Origin of the sequence: Leadbetterella sp. DM7, assembly GCF_040829825.2 — a bacterium.
Taxonomy (GTDB): Bacteria; Bacteroidota; Bacteroidia; order Cytophagales; family Spirosomataceae; genus Leadbetterella.
Map to the genome: position 1 here is coordinate 15,547 of NZ_JBFOLH020000023.1, position 19,878 is coordinate 35,424.

General features: G+C 49.5%; 20 protein-coding genes. 12 read left to right on the forward strand and 8 right to left on the reverse strand.

From position 1 onward, the window contains the following. The first annotated feature begins 31 nt into the window (after nucleotides 1–31). From AB2U10_RS18255 to AB2U10_RS18275, 5 genes are read left to right on the forward strand one after another with little or no spacing between them, the layout of a single operon-like run. The gene (locus tag AB2U10_RS18255) at nucleotides 32–955 is read left to right on the forward strand and encodes a hypothetical protein (RefSeq protein WP_367916485.1); all 924 of its coding nucleotides are present in this window, start codon (nucleotides 32–34) and stop codon (nucleotides 953–955) included. Nucleotides 956–959: 4 nt separating this feature from the next. Further along, on the forward strand, nucleotides 960–2,924 hold the full coding sequence (locus AB2U10_RS18260; protein WP_367916486.1) for a TonB-dependent receptor plug domain-containing protein: 1,965 nt from the start codon (nucleotides 960–962) through the stop codon (nucleotides 2,922–2,924). Between the two features lie 3 nt (nucleotides 2,925–2,927). After that, a complete protein-coding gene (locus AB2U10_RS18265) occupies nucleotides 2,928–3,314 on the forward strand; it encodes a hypothetical protein (protein WP_367916487.1) in 387 nt (128 codons plus the stop codon). 31 nt (nucleotides 3,315–3,345) lie between these two features. After that, complete coding sequence (locus AB2U10_RS18270; RefSeq protein ID WP_367916488.1) at nucleotides 3,346–4,209, forward strand: MbnP family protein; 864 nt, start codon at nucleotides 3,346–3,348, stop codon at nucleotides 4,207–4,209. A 53-nt stretch (nucleotides 4,210–4,262) separates the two neighbouring features. Then, nucleotides 4,263–5,279: a cytochrome-c peroxidase gene (locus tag AB2U10_RS18275; protein ID WP_367916489.1), complete on the forward strand. Its 1,017-nt coding sequence runs from the start codon at nucleotides 4,263–4,265 to the stop codon at nucleotides 5,277–5,279. Nucleotides 5,280–5,465: 186 nt separating this feature from the next. Here the strand turns inward: AB2U10_RS18275 and AB2U10_RS18280 are convergent, their stop codons facing one another. The 5 genes from AB2U10_RS18280 to AB2U10_RS18300 form a co-directional block, all read right to left on the reverse strand. Beyond that, nucleotides 5,466–5,660 carry a YgaP family membrane protein gene (locus AB2U10_RS18280; RefSeq protein ID WP_367916490.1) on the reverse strand — a complete coding sequence of 65 codons (195 nt, stop codon included), beginning with the start codon at nucleotides 5,658–5,660 and terminating at the stop codon, nucleotides 5,466–5,468. An 8-nt stretch (nucleotides 5,661–5,668) separates the two neighbouring features. Beyond that, nucleotides 5,669–5,983, reverse strand: a complete 315-nt coding sequence (locus AB2U10_RS18285; RefSeq protein ID WP_367916491.1) for a hypothetical protein — start codon at nucleotides 5,981–5,983, stop codon at nucleotides 5,669–5,671. Between the two features lie 72 nt (nucleotides 5,984–6,055). Then, nucleotides 6,056–9,250 (reverse strand): efflux RND transporter permease subunit, encoded by a 3,195-nt coding sequence (locus tag AB2U10_RS18290; RefSeq protein WP_367916492.1) that lies wholly within the window; start codon nucleotides 9,248–9,250, stop codon nucleotides 6,056–6,058. 83 nt (nucleotides 9,251–9,333) lie between these two features. Continuing rightward, nucleotides 9,334–10,419, reverse strand: a complete 1,086-nt coding sequence (locus tag AB2U10_RS18295) for an efflux RND transporter periplasmic adaptor subunit (protein WP_367916493.1) — start codon at nucleotides 10,417–10,419, stop codon at nucleotides 9,334–9,336. 95 nt (nucleotides 10,420–10,514) lie between these two features. Next, entirely contained in the window at nucleotides 10,515–11,816 is a 1,302-nt protein-coding gene (locus AB2U10_RS18300) for a TolC family protein (RefSeq protein ID WP_367916494.1), read from the reverse strand. A gap of 235 nt (nucleotides 11,817–12,051) precedes the next feature. Here AB2U10_RS18300 and AB2U10_RS18305 point away from each other — a divergent pair, with 235 nt between their 5' ends. Then, complete coding sequence (locus AB2U10_RS18305) at nucleotides 12,052–13,266, forward strand: T9SS type A sorting domain-containing protein (protein WP_367916495.1); 1,215 nt, start codon at nucleotides 12,052–12,054, stop codon at nucleotides 13,264–13,266. A gap of 52 nt (nucleotides 13,267–13,318) precedes the next feature. On the opposite strand, the gene coaD is transcribed toward AB2U10_RS18305, so the two are convergent. The 3 genes from coaD to AB2U10_RS18320 are packed head-to-tail and all read right to left on the reverse strand — an operon-like array spanning nucleotide 13,319 to nucleotide 14,839. Next, nucleotides 13,319–13,759: a pantetheine-phosphate adenylyltransferase gene (coaD, locus tag AB2U10_RS18310; RefSeq protein WP_367916496.1), complete on the reverse strand. Its 441-nt coding sequence runs from the start codon at nucleotides 13,757–13,759 to the stop codon at nucleotides 13,319–13,321. A gap of 7 nt (nucleotides 13,760–13,766) precedes the next feature. Then, nucleotides 13,767–14,165, reverse strand: coding sequence for an ExbD/TolR family protein (locus tag AB2U10_RS18315; protein ID WP_367916497.1), 399 nt, complete (start codon nucleotides 14,163–14,165; stop codon nucleotides 13,767–13,769). Continuing rightward, nucleotides 14,165–14,839 (reverse strand): MotA/TolQ/ExbB proton channel family protein, encoded by a 675-nt coding sequence (locus AB2U10_RS18320; protein WP_367916498.1) that lies wholly within the window; start codon nucleotides 14,837–14,839, stop codon nucleotides 14,165–14,167. Before AB2U10_RS18320 ends, AB2U10_RS18315 begins: the two co-directional genes overlap by 1 nt. Nucleotides 14,840–15,061: 222 nt before the next feature. Here AB2U10_RS18320 and AB2U10_RS18325 point away from each other — a divergent pair, with 222 nt between their 5' ends. The 6 genes from AB2U10_RS18325 to AB2U10_RS18350 all read left to right on the forward strand — a co-directional run bounded on the left by AB2U10_RS18325 (nucleotide 15,062) and on the right by AB2U10_RS18350 (nucleotide 19,877). Next, the gene (locus AB2U10_RS18325) at nucleotides 15,062–15,712 is read left to right on the forward strand and encodes an SGNH/GDSL hydrolase family protein (RefSeq protein ID WP_367916499.1); all 651 of its coding nucleotides are present in this window, start codon (nucleotides 15,062–15,064) and stop codon (nucleotides 15,710–15,712) included. 209 nt (nucleotides 15,713–15,921) lie between these two features. Next, complete coding sequence (locus tag AB2U10_RS18330; RefSeq protein WP_367916500.1) at nucleotides 15,922–16,761, forward strand: COG1470 family protein; 840 nt, start codon at nucleotides 15,922–15,924, stop codon at nucleotides 16,759–16,761. Nucleotides 16,762–16,765: 4 nt separating this feature from the next. Beyond that, entirely contained in the window at nucleotides 16,766–17,716 is a 951-nt protein-coding gene (locus tag AB2U10_RS18335) for an ABC transporter ATP-binding protein (protein WP_367916501.1), read from the forward strand. A 96-nt stretch (nucleotides 17,717–17,812) separates the two neighbouring features. Then, entirely contained in the window at nucleotides 17,813–18,793 is a 981-nt protein-coding gene (locus tag AB2U10_RS18340; protein WP_367916502.1) for an ABC transporter permease, read from the forward strand. A 139-nt stretch (nucleotides 18,794–18,932) separates the two neighbouring features. Then, nucleotides 18,933–19,133: a CsbD family protein gene (locus AB2U10_RS18345; protein WP_367916503.1), complete on the forward strand. Its 201-nt coding sequence runs from the start codon at nucleotides 18,933–18,935 to the stop codon at nucleotides 19,131–19,133. A 189-nt stretch (nucleotides 19,134–19,322) separates the two neighbouring features. Beyond that, on the forward strand, nucleotides 19,323–19,877 hold the full coding sequence (locus tag AB2U10_RS18350) for a DUF2975 domain-containing protein (protein WP_367916504.1): 555 nt from the start codon (nucleotides 19,323–19,325) through the stop codon (nucleotides 19,875–19,877). The last annotated feature ends 1 nt before the right edge of the window (nucleotide 19,878 follow it).

Here is a 19,878-nt window from a genome sequence, read left to right on the forward strand (position 1 = left end):
GAGCTGATGATCCATTGTTTAATCAATAATAATGAAAAAAGTATTTTTACCGGCCGCACTATGCTTTGCGGCGGCCTCCTGTACGCTGGATAAAACAGACTACCTGGCGGAAATAAGCACTGTTGTTACCGAACATAACGAATTCAAAGAAGTAGCGGTCATCCGCAGCGATGATTATACAATCACCCTTTCGGCATTGAACGGAACGCTGTACAAAGGGTATAACGAAATCCGCCTGAAGGTGACTAACAGCCGTACCGGTGGAAAAGAGAATGTTTCGGGCGTAACATTTCTGCCGGTTACGAACACCGCTGACGGCGGCCAAACCTCATGCCCACACCGGTACGATCTGGCCTATATCCCGGATGAAAACTATTTTTCAGGCTATGCCGTATTTACCCGCGAAAGCAGCGCTACTGAAAACTGGGAGCTTTACATCAACTTCACCATTAACGGACAGGTACATACGGTGAAGCAGCCTGTTTCTGTTCAGCAGCAGACCAATAAAAACCTGAATATGATCACCTTTGCCGGGAACGATGAGGGGCAGTACATCATTGCCCTGGTATCACCGCAGAAGCCAAAGGTGGCCGAAAACGAACTGGTAGCCGGAATTTACCGGTCGGTCAGCCCCCCGGCACAACCCACCGGGAATTTTGCCGGACTCCTTCAGGAGGCCTTTACCGAAGTAAGCGGTTACACGTTGCAGCTCGATCCCCGCATGCCGGAGCCCTCTATGGGAAACCACTCCTCTCCCAATAACCGGGATCTTACCCGGGGAGAAGACGGCCTCTATCACGGGGTGGTGAATTACACCATGACCGGCAACTGGACCCTGAATTTTATCCTGCTGAACCCAAACGGGAAAATCGTGAAAGGAACCAAGGTGCCTCTTGACTTTACTCCCGGTGTGGAAGGCAAAAAAAGTGAATTATACATTGATATTTTATTCTGAGACCATGAAAAAATTAATAATCGGATTTTTATTTCTTGGAATAAATGCCAACGCCCAGGACAGCACCATAGCACTTAAAGAAGTAACCATCATGGCCAGGGCGAAAAAGAAGATTGAAACGGAAATGAAAATGGCGGTTACGGTAGATGAGTTCCTGGCCTCTTCCGATCAGATCAGTTTTATTAAACGGGGGGCTTATGCCTGGGAGCCGCTGCTGAATAACATGAGTACCGAGCGTTCGGTCATTACCATTGACGGCATGCATATTTTCGGTGCGTGTACCGATAAAATGGACCCCGTTACTTCGTATGTGGAAAGCAATAATCTTTCTGCAATTGACATCAAATCAGGCCAGGAGGGCAGCCTGCACGGGGCTACGGTGGCCGGAAGCATTGATCTGAAAAGGAAGAGTACGCCCTTCAGCTCTGAAAACAAATGGCGGGGAGCTTACCAGACGGGGTTGGAGTTTAATAACAAGCAGTTTTTCAATCTGGGTAACGTTTCATATTCCGGCCAGCGGTTTGTGGCTGACGGGAGCGTTTCTTTCCGCAAGGCGGGTAACTATACCGATGGAAACCGGGCAGAAGTGAACCATTCGCAGTATAATAAATTCAATAGTTCCCTGGGACTGGCCTACAAGACCCGGCCCCTATCATCGGTGAGAGTAGATGCTATCTTTGATGTGGCAAAAGATGTGGGCTTCCCGGCGCTTCCCATGGATCTGTGGCTTTCACGAGCGCTCATCACCTCGGCCTCCTACAAGCAGCTGTCAGAAAACGGGCTGATCCGGGTATGGGATACCAAACTGTATTTTAATGCCGTAGAGCATTATATGGATGATACTAAACGCCCTGAAAACCTTGTACACATGGATATGCCGGGATGGAGCACCACCTACGGCCTGGTTTCGGGTGCAAATGCAATAGCAGGCCGTATCCATTCTGAAATTCAGCTGAACGCCTACAGCAATTTATCCATTGCAGAGATGCGTATGTATCCGCAAGACCGCAGCCAGCGAACTATGTTTGCTTACAGCTGGCCCTGGGTGACCACGCAATTTGCAAGTATAGCCATGAATAATTCGTGGGACATTTCCGCACAAAGCCGGCTGAATTTCGGGGGATCTCTGGGCTATAACTATAATTTTTCAAGGTATGCAGAGTTCAACCGGATCTTTCACCCCGGTGCCCCCCGTGAAAAATCCCGGATGCTGCCCGCCCTGCACGCTGCTTACCAGCTCAGTACAGGTCATTTTGATTTTTCTGCAGGAACCGGGTATGGCCACAGGGCACCTTCGGTTTCAGAGGCATACGGATATTACATTTACAACAGTTTTGATCGCTACGATTACATCGGCGATCCCGCCCTGAAAAACGAAATTTCTTATGAAGTCAATGCCGGCGCAGGTTTTAAAACCGGGAAGGCGGCTATTGAAGCCAGGGTCAATTATTTCTATATCCGGAACTATATTATCGGGAGGATTCTGAGCCTGGGAAGCCCCATGAACTACCAGTCGGTGGGTGTAAAGGGGTATACTTCCCTGGATCACGCCCGGATTTTCAATGTGGTCATGAATGCCCGCTACGATATCCTGCCGCACTTACACTGGAAGGGAACACTCACCTATGCCCGGGCCACTGACAACAGGGGAGGCAACCTGCCGTTTATCCGCCCGGTAAGCTACCAGAGCTCGCTTCATTTTATGCATAGGAATATGAGCTTCCGGACGTCGGTCAACGGTGATTTTACCCAGAAAAATTACAGCCCTGAATACGGGGAAGACCAGACCGCTGATTATTGGGTATGGAATGCATCAGCAGATTATAGCTTCCGCCTCAAAAACGTCAGAACGGTTGTACAGCTGGGGGCAGAAAACCTGCTGGATGCCTGGTACAGCACGTATGCCGACTGGGGAAATATCCCCCGGATGGGACGAAACATTTTCACTTCACTGAAATTCAGCCTGTAAGACATGAAAGCGGCTTGTAGTGCAATATGGATCACATTATCTCTGCTGATCGGGTTTCAGCAGGCACTGATCTATGTGCACTTTACGCTCAACCGGGAAACGATAGAACGAAGATTCTGTATCAATAAAAACAGGCCTGAGCTTCAGTGTCACGGAACCTGTTTTTTGAAAAAACAACTGCAGAAAACCGGTGAAAACCCGGAGTCGGCTTCGGTGGTTATATATCCGTGGATTGATACTTTTCCTTCTTTAGCTACTGAATCAGGATTAAAAACACCAACAATTGAGGTACAAAATGAAATACCCGGGCTTAAAGAAGATTTTTACAAAGAGCCCGGCCTGGAAACCCCGGTGCCTCCTCCGGTTACCGGGTGCGTAAGTTCTAAATGATCGGAAATATTAATTCAATAAAACTAGTAAAATGAAATCTTTAACAAAATATTTTTCCCTGTTTGCTGCTTTGCTGGCACTGGTGTCGTGCGAGAATGACAACATCCCGGCGGCCAATAACATCACGCTGCATTTCAACAACACGTTTAAAAATACCACGATCGTTCTGGGCAATGCTGCTTCTGCCTCAGCCACGGTCAACACTTCTGCGGAAGGACAGGCCCATCGTTTTTCAGAGCTTAAGTACGTTATCAGCAATATCCGGCTTATCAAAGCAGACGGAAGCGAATTTCCTTACCAGATCAATGACCTGGATAAAGGGGCAACGGTAGTAGATCATTCCAGGCCGCAAACCTTTGATTACGTGTTAAGCAATATTCCGGCCGGGGAATACAGGCAGATAAAGTTCGGACTGGGCATTAAGCCAGAGTTGAACACGCTGGACCAGGCGAAGTTCCCGAAATTCTATGCCGAAGCCGGAACCAATGATACCCAGATGATGTGGGAGTGGGGCTCCGGTTACCGTTTTACAAAACTGGAGGGTTTTTACGGTGCAGACAACCAGGAGATGTCAGTTCATACGGGAAGTACCGTACAGGGAACCGAGGGGGCCTATACCCAGGGCGTGGATGCTTACCGCGATATTGTCCTGGACCTGGAGAGCCTGGCTTCGGTGGGTAGGAATGCTCCCAAAATCACGATTAAAGCCGATTTTGACAAGCTGCTGAGCGGGAAGACCCATACCATTAAGCTGACATCCGGAACCGGGATGTCTGACAATGCCACCCCCAATATTCACACGGCCGTTCAGATGGTGAAGTTTGTGGATAACCTGGGCGGAAACGGCACCAGTGATATCAGCGGGATGTTTTCCATTGAACGTGTGGAAAACTAACAGATTACAGAGCCGCCGGGGCATCTCCGGCGGCTTTTTATGCTGACCTGATCATGAAAAAAGTATTGGTAATAACGGCTGTTTTATCCGTGTTGCTTTCCTGTAGCCGGCAGGGAGATGTGGAACCCGTTGACAATCCTGAACTTCCTCAAAATATCCCGGCGGGTTTTCCGGCATTAAACCCTTCTGTAACTACGAACAGACCCACAAAATACGGCGTGGAGTTAGGTGAAAAGCTCTTTCATGAAAAGAAATTCAGTGCCGATAATACCATTTCCTGTGCCAGCTGTCACACCCGGTCGCATGCTTTTGCCGATACCCATGCCCGGGCAACAGGCATTTACGGCCGGATGGGGCTTCGCAATACTCCACCCATTCAGAATATGGCGTTTATGAGGTTTTATAACTGGGACGGAAATATCCTTCAGCTGGAAAAACAGCCGCTGGTACCCATCATCACACATGAGGAAATGGATTCTTCTATTCTGGAAGTCATTAGAAAGATCAGTGATGAGCCTGAATACAGGGACTTATTCAGAAAAACATTCGGTGATGAAGCCATTACGCCGGAAAGAATCTACAGAAGCATAGCCCAGTTTGCCTACACCCTCATTTCGGCCAACAGTAAATATGATAAAGTCAGACGGAATGAAGGGGAGGCATTTACCGGAAGTGAAGCAAGGGGGTACCAGATCTTCCAGCAAAAATGCGCCGGTTGCCATAGTACGGAGTTGTTTACCGATCAGAGTTTCCGGAATGTGGGCTTTCCTGTAAACCCCGATCCCAACGAAGCCGGTCGGGCCCGCGTAACCGGTGACCTTGCAGACTATCTGAGCTTCCGGGTGCCTTCTCTCCGGAATGCCGAATACACGGCCCCGTATGGGAGCTTCGGGCAGTTTCCTACTTTAAAGGCAGTGCTGGACTATTTTGACAAAGGTGTTCTGTATGCAGATAACCTCGATCCTTTCCTGAAAGAAAACGGGAACAGGATAGCGTTGACCGAAGCCGAAAAGCAGGATATTATCGCCTTTATCAGGACACTAAGTGATCCTGCTTTCGTAAGTGAATAAAGATATGCACTTCGGAAGGAGTTCTTTCGAATCATAAATGTTTCTGATTTACAGAAGCCTCTTGTTATTTGTAAAACGCAAGCCTGTTATCAGGCATTTGCCTGCAATCTCCATTTTTACCCGGTAAGAGTACGGGGTGATCTCGAGACCCCGCGCTCTTATATTGCCCTGTATTTTGGCTGAAACCTATTTTCCCATTCCACTGGCTTCTAATATTTTTTCCAGGGGGCACCATTGTGTTAAAGAAGACTGTAACAGGTTTCCCCCCACAAAAACACATAACCAGATCCAGTTGGGGTGCAAATAATGCGATAGCAGAGCCCCGGTCAATACCAATATCCCTGCAATCATACGGATAATATGTTCTCTTTTCATGTTCATACAGCAAGTCAGATATTTTCTTCTACAGGTAAAATCAATGCTCTTACCGGAAACTCCGGCTGGCTGGTTTCGTTATAAGCTTTAAGGTCTGCCAGGGTTTTCCGGGCGGTGTCATCGTCTGTGAAACAGAACATCATTACAGAGTCAAAAAACTCGTCTTTCATGGATGTATGCCCGAACCAGTTACCGGTATAATCGGGCATTTCGTTATTACCTACCCCGTTAACATTGACCAGGCTGTATTTCTTAATACCGTTACGGTCGAATACGGCATCTGCCGTTTTATAACACTCCCGGATAGCTGTAACTATCAATAGCTTCATATTTTTAAATTAAATGGTGAACAACCTGTTTTCTTGTACCTCCTGCTTCGTATTCAATGCTACCGGCAGGGTCTACTCCTTATATTTCTTCTTCAGCATTTTATAATAAAGCAGAGGCACTACAATAAGCGTAAGGAAAGTAGAGGTGAGCGTACCGCCTATGAGCGAGATGGCCAGCCCCTGGAATACCGGATCAGTCAATATGATCACCGCACCTAATACAACGGCACCGGCGGTGAGCAGGATGGGCATTGTACGTACTGCCCCCGCTTCGATAATGGCTTGCTTGAGGGTTTCGCCCTCCTTTAACCGGATATCAATGAAATCAATGAGCAGGATGGAATTGCGCACCATTACACCGGCCAGCGCAATAAAGCCTATCATAGACGTGGCCGTGAAATAGGCGCCCATGGCCCAGTGCCCCAGCATGATACCGATTAACGATAGGGGAATGGCCGCCAGCATGATAACGGGTACTTTAAAATCCTGGAACCAGCCCACGATCAGTATATAAATTAAAAGCAGCACGATGCCAAAAGCGGCTCCCAGGTCACGGAATACTTCGTATGTGATCTGCCACTCCCCATCCCACTTTACGGTATAGTTATCTTCTGTTTCCGGCGGGCGGGTATATGCTTCATGAATGGAATACCCTTTCGGCAATTTTACCTGTTTTAGCTGATCGGATACGGCAGATATAGCGTATACGGGGCTTTCCAGCTTTCCGGCCATGTCGGCCAGGACGTAGACCACCCGTTTCTGGTCTTTCCTGTTAATGCTTTGCGGAAGAACGGCCCTTTCCCAATGGCCCACCGTACCCAACGGCACTATATTACCCGCCTGCCCTTTTACAGGAAGATTGTTCAATGCCTGTACGTTATGTTTGTCGGCTTCTGCTACCTGCAGCTTTATCTGCAAAGGTTCGTAAGCATCGGGTTGGTGCAATATACCGGCAGATGTGCCCGATACGAGCGCATGGACTGCCATAGCTACCTGTGCAGGGGCTATGCCGTTCCGCATGGCTTTTTCTTTGTCTACTACAAACCGGTATTCGGGCTGAGGGGCTTCAAGGCTCCAGTCAAGGTCTACCACATCTGCCGTATTCCGTAACATTTCCTTTACCTGCTCTGCAACCCTGATTTGTTCCTGTTCATCAGGCCCGTAAATTTCGGCTACAAGCGTGGAGCGGACCGGAGGACCCGGTGAAATTTCAACCAACGAAATCGTAGCGCCGTATTTTGCCCCTATTTGCTGCACAGGCCCGCGCATCTGGCGGGTTATGGCATGACTCTGTACAGACCGGTTTTTTTTATCTTCCAGGTTTACCTGTATATCGGCTACGTTATCTCCCCGGCGCAGATCGTAGTGCCTTACCAGCCCGCTGAAGGTAATAGGAGATGCCGTGCCTGCATACGCCTGGTAATTGCGTACCATGGGCTGACGGGAAAGGTAGTTGCCAATTTCGGCCGTCAATGCCTGTGTTCTTTCCAGCGTGGTGCCTTCCGGCATATCTATCACTACCTGGAACTCGTTTTTATTGTCAAAAGGGAGCATTTTAACGCCCACGGCTTTGGTATAAAACAGCAGGAAAGTAGCCAGCAGGATAACCACGGTACCCAGCATAAAGCTCCAGCGGTACAAACGGCTTTCCAGCATGGGCTGTATTACTTTGTTATATACCCGGTAAATAGGGGTTTGCTGCAGCACGGTTGGCTTCTTAGCCGGCGCATGGCTTTTTTCTTTCAGGAAAATATACCCCAGGTAGGGGGTAAGCGTAAGCGCCACCAGCAAAGAGAGCATCATGGCAATGGCGGCTCCTACCGGCATAGGGCTCATGTAAGGTCCCATCATGCCGCTGACAAAGGCCATGGGCAGCACGGCGGCAACCACGGTAAAGGTGGCCAGGATGGTGGGGTTGCCTACTTCATTTATGGAGAAAATGGCCGCCTGCAAAAAAGGCAGTTTTTTCATCCGGAAGTGCCTGTGCATATTTTCAGCAATGATGATCGAGTCATCTACTACAATACCTACAATAAAAACCAGGGCAAAAAGTGTAATGCGGTTTAAGGTGTAGCCTAAAAAATAGTAGGCCATGAGGGTAAGCGCAAATGTTACCGGAACAGACAGGAAAACCACCATGCCTCCCCGCCATCCCATGGCCAGCATCACAAAAACCGTTACGGCCACAATGGCAATAGCCAGGTGAAGTAATAACTCGGCTACCTTGTCAGAAGCAGACTCGCCGTTGTTTCGGGTAATGGTGGTATGTACATCTGATGGAATTAAAGTAGTCTGCAGACTTTCCAGCCGGGTCTCGATAAGCCGGGTGAGCGCCATGGCATCAGCTCCTGACTTTTTACAAAAAGACAGGGTTACCGCCGGGTAGCTGGCGGGGAACCTTTTTTGCTCTTCGGCCATTGCCTTCCCGTATCCGAAGCTTACATAGCTGGAGGGTGTTTCATATCCTGAACTTACCCGGGCAAACTGCTTCAGAAAGACAGGCTGCATACCGTTGGTTCCGGTTATGAGATTTTCAACATCTTCTGCTGCCGATAAAAAATTGCCGGTCCGGATCACAAAAGCCGTATCCTGCATGCGTAAAGTACCGGCAGGCATCTGGATATTCTGTGCCTGGATCATCTGCTGAACGGAGGCGATATCTACATGGAGGGCAGCCATTTTTTCTTTATCCAGCAGCACTTGTATCTCCTTACTACGCCCTCCCGTAACATTTACAGAAGATACATCCGGAATTTTTTTAAGCTCAGAGCTTACCTGGTTGGCTATTTCCCGCAGTTGTGCACCGCTGTATGCTTCGCTCCAGAGGGTAAGTGTAAATACCGGCACATCATCTATACCGCGCAGCTTCAGCAGGGGCATGGTTGTTCCGGCAGGCATTTTGTCCATGTTTTTAAGGAGCTCGCTATACAGCTTTACCTGTGAGCGTTCAATATCTTCGCCTACCGTAAACTGCACAATCATCATTGCCTGCCCGTTCATGGAAGTAGAGTATACATGTTCTACTCCCCGAATATTGGAAATGATTTTTTCCATAGGGGCTGCCACCCGGCTTTCCACTTCTTTAGGAGAAGCACCGGGATAGCCGATGAAAACATCTACCATGGGTACTTTTATCTGGGGTTCCTCCTCGCTGGGGATCATCCAGACGCTGTAGATGCCAAGCAGCAGTCCGGCCATCATCAGTAATATCGTGAGCTTTGAGCGGATAAAAGCTTTGGCTATCCTTCCCGAAAATCCGTTTTCCATTGTTTACCTCTATTTAAGCGTTATTTGTCTCGCAGCTGAACTGCAAAAGTCAATTGTTTATCTTTACTAATTTAACCGGGGTGTTATAGCTTTACTTTCGCGCCGTTCCACAGGCGGCCGGAAGCTTTGCTGATATATTCTTCTCCTGCAGCAAGGCCTGATAATATTTCTACCTGAGACCCTGCGGTCCTTCCTGTACGTAGCCAGCGAAGCGTTGCGGTATTATGGGCGCCCACGGTATAGATACCCGTCAGGTCGCCTTGCTGCACAAGACTCTCCTGCGGTATCCAGACCGATTCCGGGAAGTTATTTTTGGCATTTCCGCTAACAGGAATACGAATGTGCACATACATGCCGGAGAGAAGCTCATCGCTGTTGTTCAGGTTTACCCGTAGGAGGTATTGCCCTCCTGTACCTACAGAAGACCGGCTGACCTGGCTGATCGTGCCGTTGACAGATTTGCTGCCTGCATCTGTAATAACAGACACAGGCAGGCCTGAGCGGATATAGTTTACCTGGTCTTCGGTTACGGTGGCCACAGCCTGTAAGGTGCCGTTGCTTTCCAGCATCAATACGGGCATGCCGGGGCTTGCAAGGTTGCCGGCGTCCATTAATTTTTGGGTAATGGTGCCGGTAAAGGGTGCTGTTACATTGGCATACGCCATATTAGCATTGACTTCGTTGCGCATTTGCCTGGCGGCCCGGGCCTGTGCTTCGGCGGCCTGGTATTGGAGGGTTATATTTTCGAGCTCCTTATCGGTAGCACTGTTTTGCTGATGCAACAGGGTGAAGCGCTCATAATCTTTTTTGGCATTGGCCAATGCCGCGTCAGCAGCAGCTATATGAGCGCTGACCTGCCCGCTTTTGGCCTGGATATCGGCAGATTGTACCGTAAAAAGCAGCTGTCCGGCACGAACAGGATCGCCAATTTTTACATTCATCCGGGTGATATATCCCATTATGCGGGTGCTGATAGCCGCTGAATGTTCAGACGCCAGCTGCCCGCTGATAGAAATTGACCCGCCAGCCTCTGAAAAGCCGGCTTTGGCTACGGTTACGGGCACGGCTTCGTTCAGGTTTTTCCCGGTTTCCCGGTTATCTTCTTTACTGCCACAGGAGAATAGGATACTGCCTGCGGAAATGATAAAAAATAGATTCTGTAATTTCATCTGTTTATTTTTTACTTTTAAATGGTCATATAAAGCCTCTGATGATTCAGCTGATCTTCAGATGAATCATGCAGGAGTATGGTAATAAATGGAGCTTATTGCGCTGTGAGAAAGCGGATGTAAGCCAGTGTACCGTTATGCAGGGCTACGGCCTGCTTATAATACAATTTCTGTTGCGCAAGCTGGGTATGCGCCTGTAAAACATCGGTAGTAGCCACAAGCCCCTGCCTGAAGCGGTTTTCCAGTATAGACAGGGCCTCTTCTGCCTGTGCCACAGCTGTTTTGTACTGAACCAGCTGATAACCGGCATTTTTAAGCTGCTGTTGCGCTTTGGCCAGCTCTTTGGCGTCCTGCTCCCGCTGGTTAGTCAGCTGCAGCGCCACCTGGTTCTGTTCCAGTTTTTTGGTATTCAGCTGGTTATGAACTTCATTGCCCTGGAAGATGTTCCAGGTCAGCTGCAGGCCGGCCAGGTACGCATTGCTGCCCATGCCCAACATGTTTTTATCATTGAACTGGAAAGAGCCAAAGCCGTTTATTTTGGGTATCCTGCTGCGTTTTGTGCTTTTTATCATGTCATCATAAGCTGCAATGGCCGTTTCCATGGCCTGGTAATCGGCTCTTGCGGCCGGAACAGATGCAGCCGGGTATGCCGCGTTATATTCCATTTGCAGGCTGTCTGCCTGGTAAACGGTACCTATGGGCTTACCCATCAGCACACTCAGGTTGTCTGAATGTTCTGCTGTTGCAGCCTCTGCCGTGGCTATTTGCGTTTCTATTGCCTTTACCTGCACTTCTACATTCAGCAGGTCAGATTTTTGTACATAACCCTGGTCATACCGGTCTTTCATCCATTTGTAGGTGGCCTGAAGTGTATTCAGGGCTTCTTTGGAAACGGCATGCATTTCATAGGCCATTTGCAACTGGTAATAGGCTGTTTCGGTGGCCAAACGGAGATAGTCTGCCGTACGTTGCTTTTTGAATTCTGCGACGGTTATTTGCCGGAGGGCAGCTTTACGCATGGCCAGCATATCGGCATTGAAAACAGGCTGTATCCAGGTTGCTTTGGTGCTGAAGTCGCGGGTGGCATCCGGGTTATTCAGTAAAGCCGGTGCAAAATCACTTTGAGATATGCCTTGTTGCTGTAATTTAAACCCGAAAGCGTTCAAGGGGTTATTGGTCACCATAGCGGTGTAGTCGAGATGGATTCTCGGGAGAAAAACCGCATCGGTCTGCCTGTATTTTGCTTCCGCAATTTTAATGTCATTCGCTGCCAGTTGCACCTGGCTGTTTTGTGCCATAGCCTGTTTTACGGCTTCTTCTTTTTTCAGGCTAACGGTTTGTGCCCTTGCTCCGATAAGCAGGAAGCTGAAAAGGGTAAATAAGGATAGTTCTTTCATTGAACAAACGGGATGTCTTTTTTTACAGATGCAAATTTCTGAAGCTGCTCCCCGCGCTACAGTTACTTTGGTTACAGAAGAAAAATTTGTTGGGTTGCCTGGGTAAATCAGGTCTGCCTGTGACGTTGTAAGCCCGTTGACTTTATTTGGCAAGCCGCTACGAAAAACGGGCGGAAATGTAAACCAATGCCTTGTTTTATTTAATTTCGTCTTTATATTGGTGAAAAAATCAGGAATGTTCGGCAGGCTTGTTTTTGTTTTATGGGTAGCCGCGATTTTCCGGCTGGAGGCTCAGGAGTCTGCGCCCGGGGTGATGATTTCGTGCCCGGGGCATCCTTTTGCCGGGGCTTCTGCTGAAGAGCTGCCGCTACGTCACCTTCGCATGAATGAGAGCCCCTCTGCCAGGTTTGTTCCGGATTATTTTAACGTGCCTGACTCGGTGAAGGTGGTGGTGGAGGCCGCCTTTGAGGTGTGGGATAAAATACTTATCAGCCAGGTGCCCATTCATATCCACGTGTACTGGCAATCCATGAATTCGGGTACCCTGGCTACAGCAGGTTCTGACCGGGTATACAAGAATTTTAAGTACGCCCCTTTACGTGACGTATGGTACCCGTCTGCGCTGGCCAATGCCATTACGGGAGAAAGAATTAACAGTGAGAATCCCGATATTATATTGAAAATCAATAAGGATGCCAACTGGAGCCTGGATTACGACGGCCCGCAGGATTTCCGCAATTATGATATGCTTTCTGTGATTATTCACGAAATAGCCCACGGCATAGGCTTTATGAGCTCTTTTGAGATGAGCGGCACCACCCGGGTAAAATGGGGCATCAGCAACCTCCCCCTTATTTATGACCGGTATATGGTAGACCGGAACGGAAACAGCCTGGTGAATAACCGGTTCTATACCAATGATTCAGAAGATCTTTTGAAAGAAGTGACTGAGGAGAGCATTTTTTTCCGGGTAGATTCGGGGTTTTACAGTTTTCAAAGGCCCCCGCTGTACACGGGAAACCCCTTTTCTGCGGGTGCCAGCCTCTCGCACGTGGCTGAAAACCCGTCTCCGCAGGCCGATAGCCGCGACAGGCTCATGCTACCCTCGCTTAGCAGGGGCATGCGGTACCATTATCCGGGAGACGGTATCCTGGCCATCCTGTTCCAGATGGGCTGGGCCCTGAATTTTTACGAATTTGAACGCGAATACCAGTATGTCACCGGCTCATTTGCCCTCTTTCCTAACCCGGGAACAGACCGGGTGCAATTAAAGGTTAACCGTTTTACCCCGGATTCGGAAATGCATTATTTTCTCCTGGATGCTGAAGGCCGGGTATTGAACAGCCGGCTTATAAGTACGGAAGAAACAGAGATCTCCCTGAAAGAACTGCCCGCCGGCCGGTATTTCCTGCGGGTGGGGGGGCATTCGCTGCCGCTGGTTAAGCTTTAGGAGGGCTGACCCGTTTTGCGAAGCATTCCTCAGAAAAACAGGATGAAATCTTCTACGGGATATACGAACTGATATCTGCGCCGTACTTATGCAATTCACGCACAATGGTAGAGCTGATAGGCGCAAACTGCGGCGAAGTGATCAGGAAAACGGTTTCGAGCCCGTCGCAGATCTGACGGTTTACCTGTGAAATGGTGTTTTCATATTCGAAATCGGTGGTATTCCGTAGCCCACGGATAATAAACCGGGCTCCGTATTGTTCTGCTACCAGCGCCGTCAGGTCATCATAATGCACTATTTTCACCCGTTCGTTTCCCCGGAAAGCGCGTTGTATGGCTTCCTCTATTTCCGGGATCGCAAAATAACGTTGCTTGACGGAGTTGGTGCCAATGCCGATAATGATCTCGTCAAAGAGCTTAAGGCCCCGGTGAACGATATCGGCATGGCCTTTGGTGAAAGGATCGAATGATCCCGGAAAGAAAGCTTTTCTCATAGCTGAATTATTTCAAATCTGTGGCCAGCACCATCCTGACTTTCAGCCGGGCGCCAATGGCCATTACATCTACCAGGTCCTGGATGGTCAGCGACTCAGCCGCCCGGAGCACCACGGTAGGCTCTTCCATGCCGGCGGTAGCTTCCAGAACAGCGGTTTCCAGTTCGGGGAAATTCACCTGTTTCCGGTCTATGAAATAGCGCTTGTCATCTGTGATAGACAGGGTTACAGGCTGCTTGCTGACCTCGTTGGTTGATTCGCTGGTTTTGGGCAGCATCAGGCGGATCACGTTGGGGCTGCCCAGGGTGGAAACAATCAGAAAGAACAACAGCAGGAAAAACATGATGTCGTTCAATGACGCGGTCTGTACTTCCGCATGAAATCTTCTTTGCCTCTTGAGTTTCATTAGCGGGTAGGTTCATTTAGCGTGTCAAAGAAGTCCATTACGGTACTTTGCAGATGAATGGAAAACTTATCGATCATCATGTTAATACCGTGGTACAGGGAGTAGGCAATCAGCCCCACGATCAGGCCTGAAAATGAGGCGATCATCTTTTCGTAGAGGCCGTTGGAGATGGTTTCAATGGTGAAATTACCGGTGGTAGAGATCTCGTAAAAAATCCGGATGATCCCTGAAATGGTACCTACGAAACCAAGGGTGGGCGCCACCCCCGCTATAAGCCCCAGGTAACCCATGTTTTTTTCCATTTTGGATACTTCCAGGTTAGACTGGATTTCCATGGCGCTTTCAATATCTTTTACCGGCTTACCCACCCGGTTAATGCCTTTTTCGAGGATCCGGGAGATGGGCTTGTTGGTGCCGCGGGCCAGTGAGGCCGCAGCGCGTACATCACCGCGCACCAGGTTATCTTTCAGGGAACGAAGAAAGCCCGAATCCATCTGGGAAGCACTCTTGATGAAGAAATACCGTTCAAAACCCAGGTAAATGGTGATCAGAAGCAGGAACAGGATAGGATATACAACAAAACCACCCTTTAATAACAGCGAAAAATAGTTGATTTCCACAGGAGCAGCAATTGCCGTAGAGTCGGTAACTTGCAGTAAAAGGTTCAGGAGCATAATTTTTATGTAAGTATTTTACTTGGGTAAATAACAGTATTAAAGCACGAATTATTTTACAAAGGAAAGTATTTTTCAGCTTTAAATAAAGTTTATGAAATGAATTGTTTCGCCCAGGCGGGTGCTGAAGGGCAGGTGGCTTCTGCCGGCGGGCAGGCAATTCGGCCATCGGGCTTGACGGTATTTCTGCATAGTTCGTATATTGCACAAAAAACCTTACCTATGAGATATCTTCTTTTACTGAGCTTTGCTCTTTTCGCATGGAAAGCGAAAGACCCCGTTAAAATTGTCTTTTTCGGAGACTCCATTACCCAGGCCGGTGTTCAGCCCAAAGGTTATGTGTCTGTCATACAGCAATACATTGCCCAGAAGTACCCCGGTCAGTATGAGGCCATCGGTGCCGGTATCAGCGGCAACAAGATTTACGATCTGTACTTCCGTTTCGAGGAAATGCTGGAGCTGAAGCCCGATGTGGTGGTGTTTTACATTGGTATCAATGACGTCTGGCATAAGCAAAGTGCCGGAACGGGCACCGATGTAGACCGGTTTACCCGCTTTTATGAGCGAATGATTGAAAGGCTGAAGGCAAAAAATATCCGGGTGGTGCTGGCTACTCCTTCGGTGATCGGGGAGCGTACCGATGCCTCCAATCCGCAGGACGGCGACCTGAACTATTATGCCGGAATTGTACGGAACCTGGCCCAAAAGCACGGCCTTGACCTGGTAGACCTGCGGAGGGAGTTCCTGGAGTATGACCGGAAGAATAACCCGGAAAACGCAGAAAAAGGTATCCTCACCACAGACCGCGTGCACCTGAATGAAAAGGGGAATGCCTTTGTGGCCGGGCAGATGATCAAAGTGCTGTTCAAATAATTTATTTGCCGGGGCCCGGCCTTCTCCGGGAGAGGCTGCACCCCAACGAGCCTGAAATACGGGTGCAGCCTTTAAAAAATAACATTTTTTAACAATTGGCTCTTGCTTCATTTTTTCCTGCTTTTTTATATTTGCGCCGCAAACATCCTACGTTGTAAGTATTTCGTTTTGCTATTATTTTATTAATGAATACCTAATTTATTAATCTTATGTTAGCACCATTATCCAAATTCAAATCAATTTTATCGGCGGGGCTTTTTGTGCCCCTTTTCCTGATCTTCCTGGGGGCTTCCCCGGGTGTATCTGCTGCGCCGGGCTCTGAATTTACAGCCCGGCTGATGAACCTTGAGTCGGAAGTGAAAAATCCTTTCCGGTTCAGTGCTACCCTGCATAACGGCGCTGCCACAGAGCAGGTTTTTGAGTTTAAAGCTGAGCTTCCTGCCGGCTGGATGGCGGTATTCCGTGCCGAGGGCAGCCAGCTGACCGCGCTGAAGATGGAGGCCGGCAAGAGCCGCGATGTAGACATCGAGATCCTGGCTTCGCCCATGACCCGGCCGGGTAAATTTACGATCCCGGTAACGGCGGCATCCGGTACCGAGACGCTCCGGCTCACCCTTGAGGCCGTTGTAAAAGGCAACTACGAGGTGCAGCTTTCCACTCCTGACGGCCGCCTGAGCGATGAGGTTACCGAAGGCCGCAGCCGGCAGCTGGTACTTACCGTGCAAAACAGCGGAACCCTGCCGCTGAATGACCTCGAAATGACCGCGCAGTCGCCCCCGCAGTGGAAGGCGGCGTTTGAACCCTCCAAAATAGACCGGCTTGATCCGGGGCAAACCCGCCAGGTAAACGTTACCCTGAGCGTGCCCGATAAGACCATAGCCGGTGACTATCTCACCACCTTTACCGTGAGAAACAATTATGCGAATGCCAATACCTCTTTCCGGATGACGGTGAAGACCTCGCTGCTCTCCGGCTGGATAGGGCTGCTGGTGATTTTGCTGGCCGTGGGGCTGGTGTATAACCTTATTCGAAAGTACGGCAGAAGATAATCTTATGGAAAATACGGTCATAGAACTGGAAGGATTGACAAAATACTACGGTTCCGTAAAGGCTGTAGACAACCTGAGCCTGCAGATCAGGAAAGGGGAGGTCTTTGGCCTGCTCGGGCCTAACGGAGCCGGTAAAACCACAACTATCCTGATGATGCTGGGCCTTTCAGAGCCTACAGCCGGTAAGGCCATGGTTTGCGGTATTCCCGCCTCGCATGATCCTATAGCCGTTAAGCGCCGCGTAGCTTACATGCCTGACACCCTGGGTTTTTACGACGACATGAGCGCCCTTGAAAACCTCATGTATATAGGGCGGCTGAACGGCCTTTCTGACAGGGAAGCCGAAACCCGGGCCCGGCAGACCCTGGCGCTGGTAGGGCTTGAAAATGAGCTGCACAAGAAGACCTCGGCTTACTCGCGGGGCATGAAGCAGCGGCTGGGCCTGGCAGATGTGCTGCTTCGTGAGCCTGAAGTGATCATCATGGATGAACCCACCCTGGGCATTGACCCGGCCGGTATACGTGATTTCCTGGCATTGATCAGGCAGCTCAGCCGGCAGAAAGGCATAACGGTGCTGCTCTCGTCACACCACCTTCACCAGGTGCAGCAGGTATGTGACCGCGTCGGGATTTTTGTAGGCGGGAAGCTCCTGGCCGCCGGCACTCTTGAAACCCTGGCCCGTGAGCTCTTCGGTACGGAGTCATTTGAGATTGTGATCAGCCTGAGAGAGCCTGAAAGTGAATGGGGCACCCTGCTGCAGGAGCTGCGCAGCATGGAAAATATCAGCGCTGTGGAGGCGGGTGAAAACAGCATGAGCCTGTCATGCAGCAGTGATATCACCCCTGATGTGGTGCGGCTGCTGGTAGGTAAAGGGCTGGGGGTGACGGGTGTGCACCGCAAGCAATACGGGCTCGACGAAATCTACCAGCGTTATTTTGAGCACCTGAGCCAATAAAACTCCCTACCCGGAACTCTCTACTCGGAACTCATTACTCGGAACTCTCTACTCGGAACTTCCTACCCGGAACTCCCTACCCAAAACTGACATCTTATGAAAAATATACACCTGTTATCTCAAACATTTGCTGCCGCACATGCCACACCTTTTGGTGTGATGGTAAAAAAAGAAGTGGCTGACCACATCCGGAGCCGCCGGTTCCTGGTGATGCTGTTGCTGGTGGTACTGGTTTTTGCCGGTACGCTCTATATCTCCATGAGCCATATCCGGCAGGCTCCGGCAGATCCTGACCGGAACTTCGTATTTCTGAAGCTGCTGACTCTTTCTGACGGCACGCTGCCCACGTTTCATACTTTCCTGAGCTTCCTGGGGCCACTGCTGGGCATAGCCCTGGGTTTTGACGCCATTAACTCGGAGTACAATAACCGTACGCTGGTGCGCCTGCTGGCCCAGCCCGTTTACCGCGATAACCTGCTGCTGGCTAAATTCTGCGGGGCGCTGCTGGTAACCGGGGTGCTCTTCCTGAGCCTGGTGCTGCTGATGATTGGCGGCGGTATGATCTTTACCGGCGTAAAGCCTGAACCGGCTGAGGTATTGCGTATCCTGACTTTCGTGGTGCTGAACGTGGTGTATATCGGCTTTTGGCTGAGCCTGGCCATCGCGCTGTCGGTACGGTTCAGAAATGTGGCTACGTCTGCGCTGGTGGCCATTGGTATCTGGCTCTTTTTTACGGTGTTTTATCCTATACTGGTCAATGTGGTGGTCAAAGCCCTGGTTCCTGACGGGTACCTGCTGCCTGAACAGGTCATGAGCTACAACCGCCTGCTGCTGTCGCTGCTGCGGCTTGATCCGGGGCAGCTGTATACTGACGCCGCCACTACGCTGCTCATGCCGTCGGTCAGGAGCCTCGGAGCGCTGTCTATGGAGCAGATGGCAGGGGCTATCCCGTCGCCGCTTTCGTTCACAGACAGCCTGATGATTGTATGGCCCCAGGTTACCGGGCTGCTGGCCGCCACTGCCCTGTGCTTTGCGCTGGCGTATTCTCTTTTTATGCGCAAAGAAGTGAGGGCCTGACGCAGGGTTTTTCACTTTAGGGCAATATTGGGGTAGAATATATCGTTATTTATATACGTACTTACATTATAAAAGAAAGTTATATATGCAGTAGAGGTCCACTTATTAAATCAATTTTTTCACGTAAACACCAAAAATCATGAACACACTGAATGATAAGCTGAAAGGAAACTGGAACATGATCAAAGGCAGCCTCAAGCAAAAATGGGCGAACCTTACAGATGACGAGCTGCTGTACGAAGAAGGAAAAGAAGATGAGCTGCTCGGGCGTATCCAGAAAAAGACCGGTGAAACCAAAGAAAGCCTGAACCGGTTTATTGAAAGCCTTAAATTGGATTAAACATTTTATCCAGGTTAGAATAAGCATCCAGGACCCGCACCCGCGGGTCCTTTTTTTTGTGCCTCTCCGGGCGTATACTGCGGGGTAAAAATGATAATCAGCTAATATTTTTTAAAAATCGAAATATATTTATTGTTTTTCAATAAATATGATCTATGTTTGCTGTACGAAAACAAACCTAAATACCTGATGGAAATCAAAATTACTACCCGGCAGATCCTGACCGTACTGCAGGTTCTTACATGGATTCTTTTTATAGGGCTGTGTGTACAGGCCGGCGGCACCCTCTTCAGTACGCTCTTTGTAGCCTTCATTAACCCGGCTGCGGCCGCTGAATTCTGGGAGAAAACAGATCTTTCAGCCCTTTACACCTATGACCGGGGGCATTTTCTTGCCCTGGCCTCGATAGCCTCTGTTGCTTCGGTACTGAAAGCCATTCTCTTTTATGTCATTTTACGTTTATTTACTGCGGGCACCCTGAGCATGGAAAAGCCGTTTACCGTTTTGCTGGTACGCTTTATGCTTACGGCTACCTGCCTGTCGGCGGGCATCGGCTTCTTTTGTTACTACGGTTTCCGGTATTCGGGCTGGCTTACTGCAGCGGGGGTACCCATGCCTGATACCGCTGCGCTGCATCTTGACGGTGCCGATGTGTGGCTGCTGATGGCGGTGATCCTGTTTGTGATAGCGCAGGTGATGAAGCGGGGCGTGGAGATCCAGGAAGAAAATGAATTAACCGTATAAC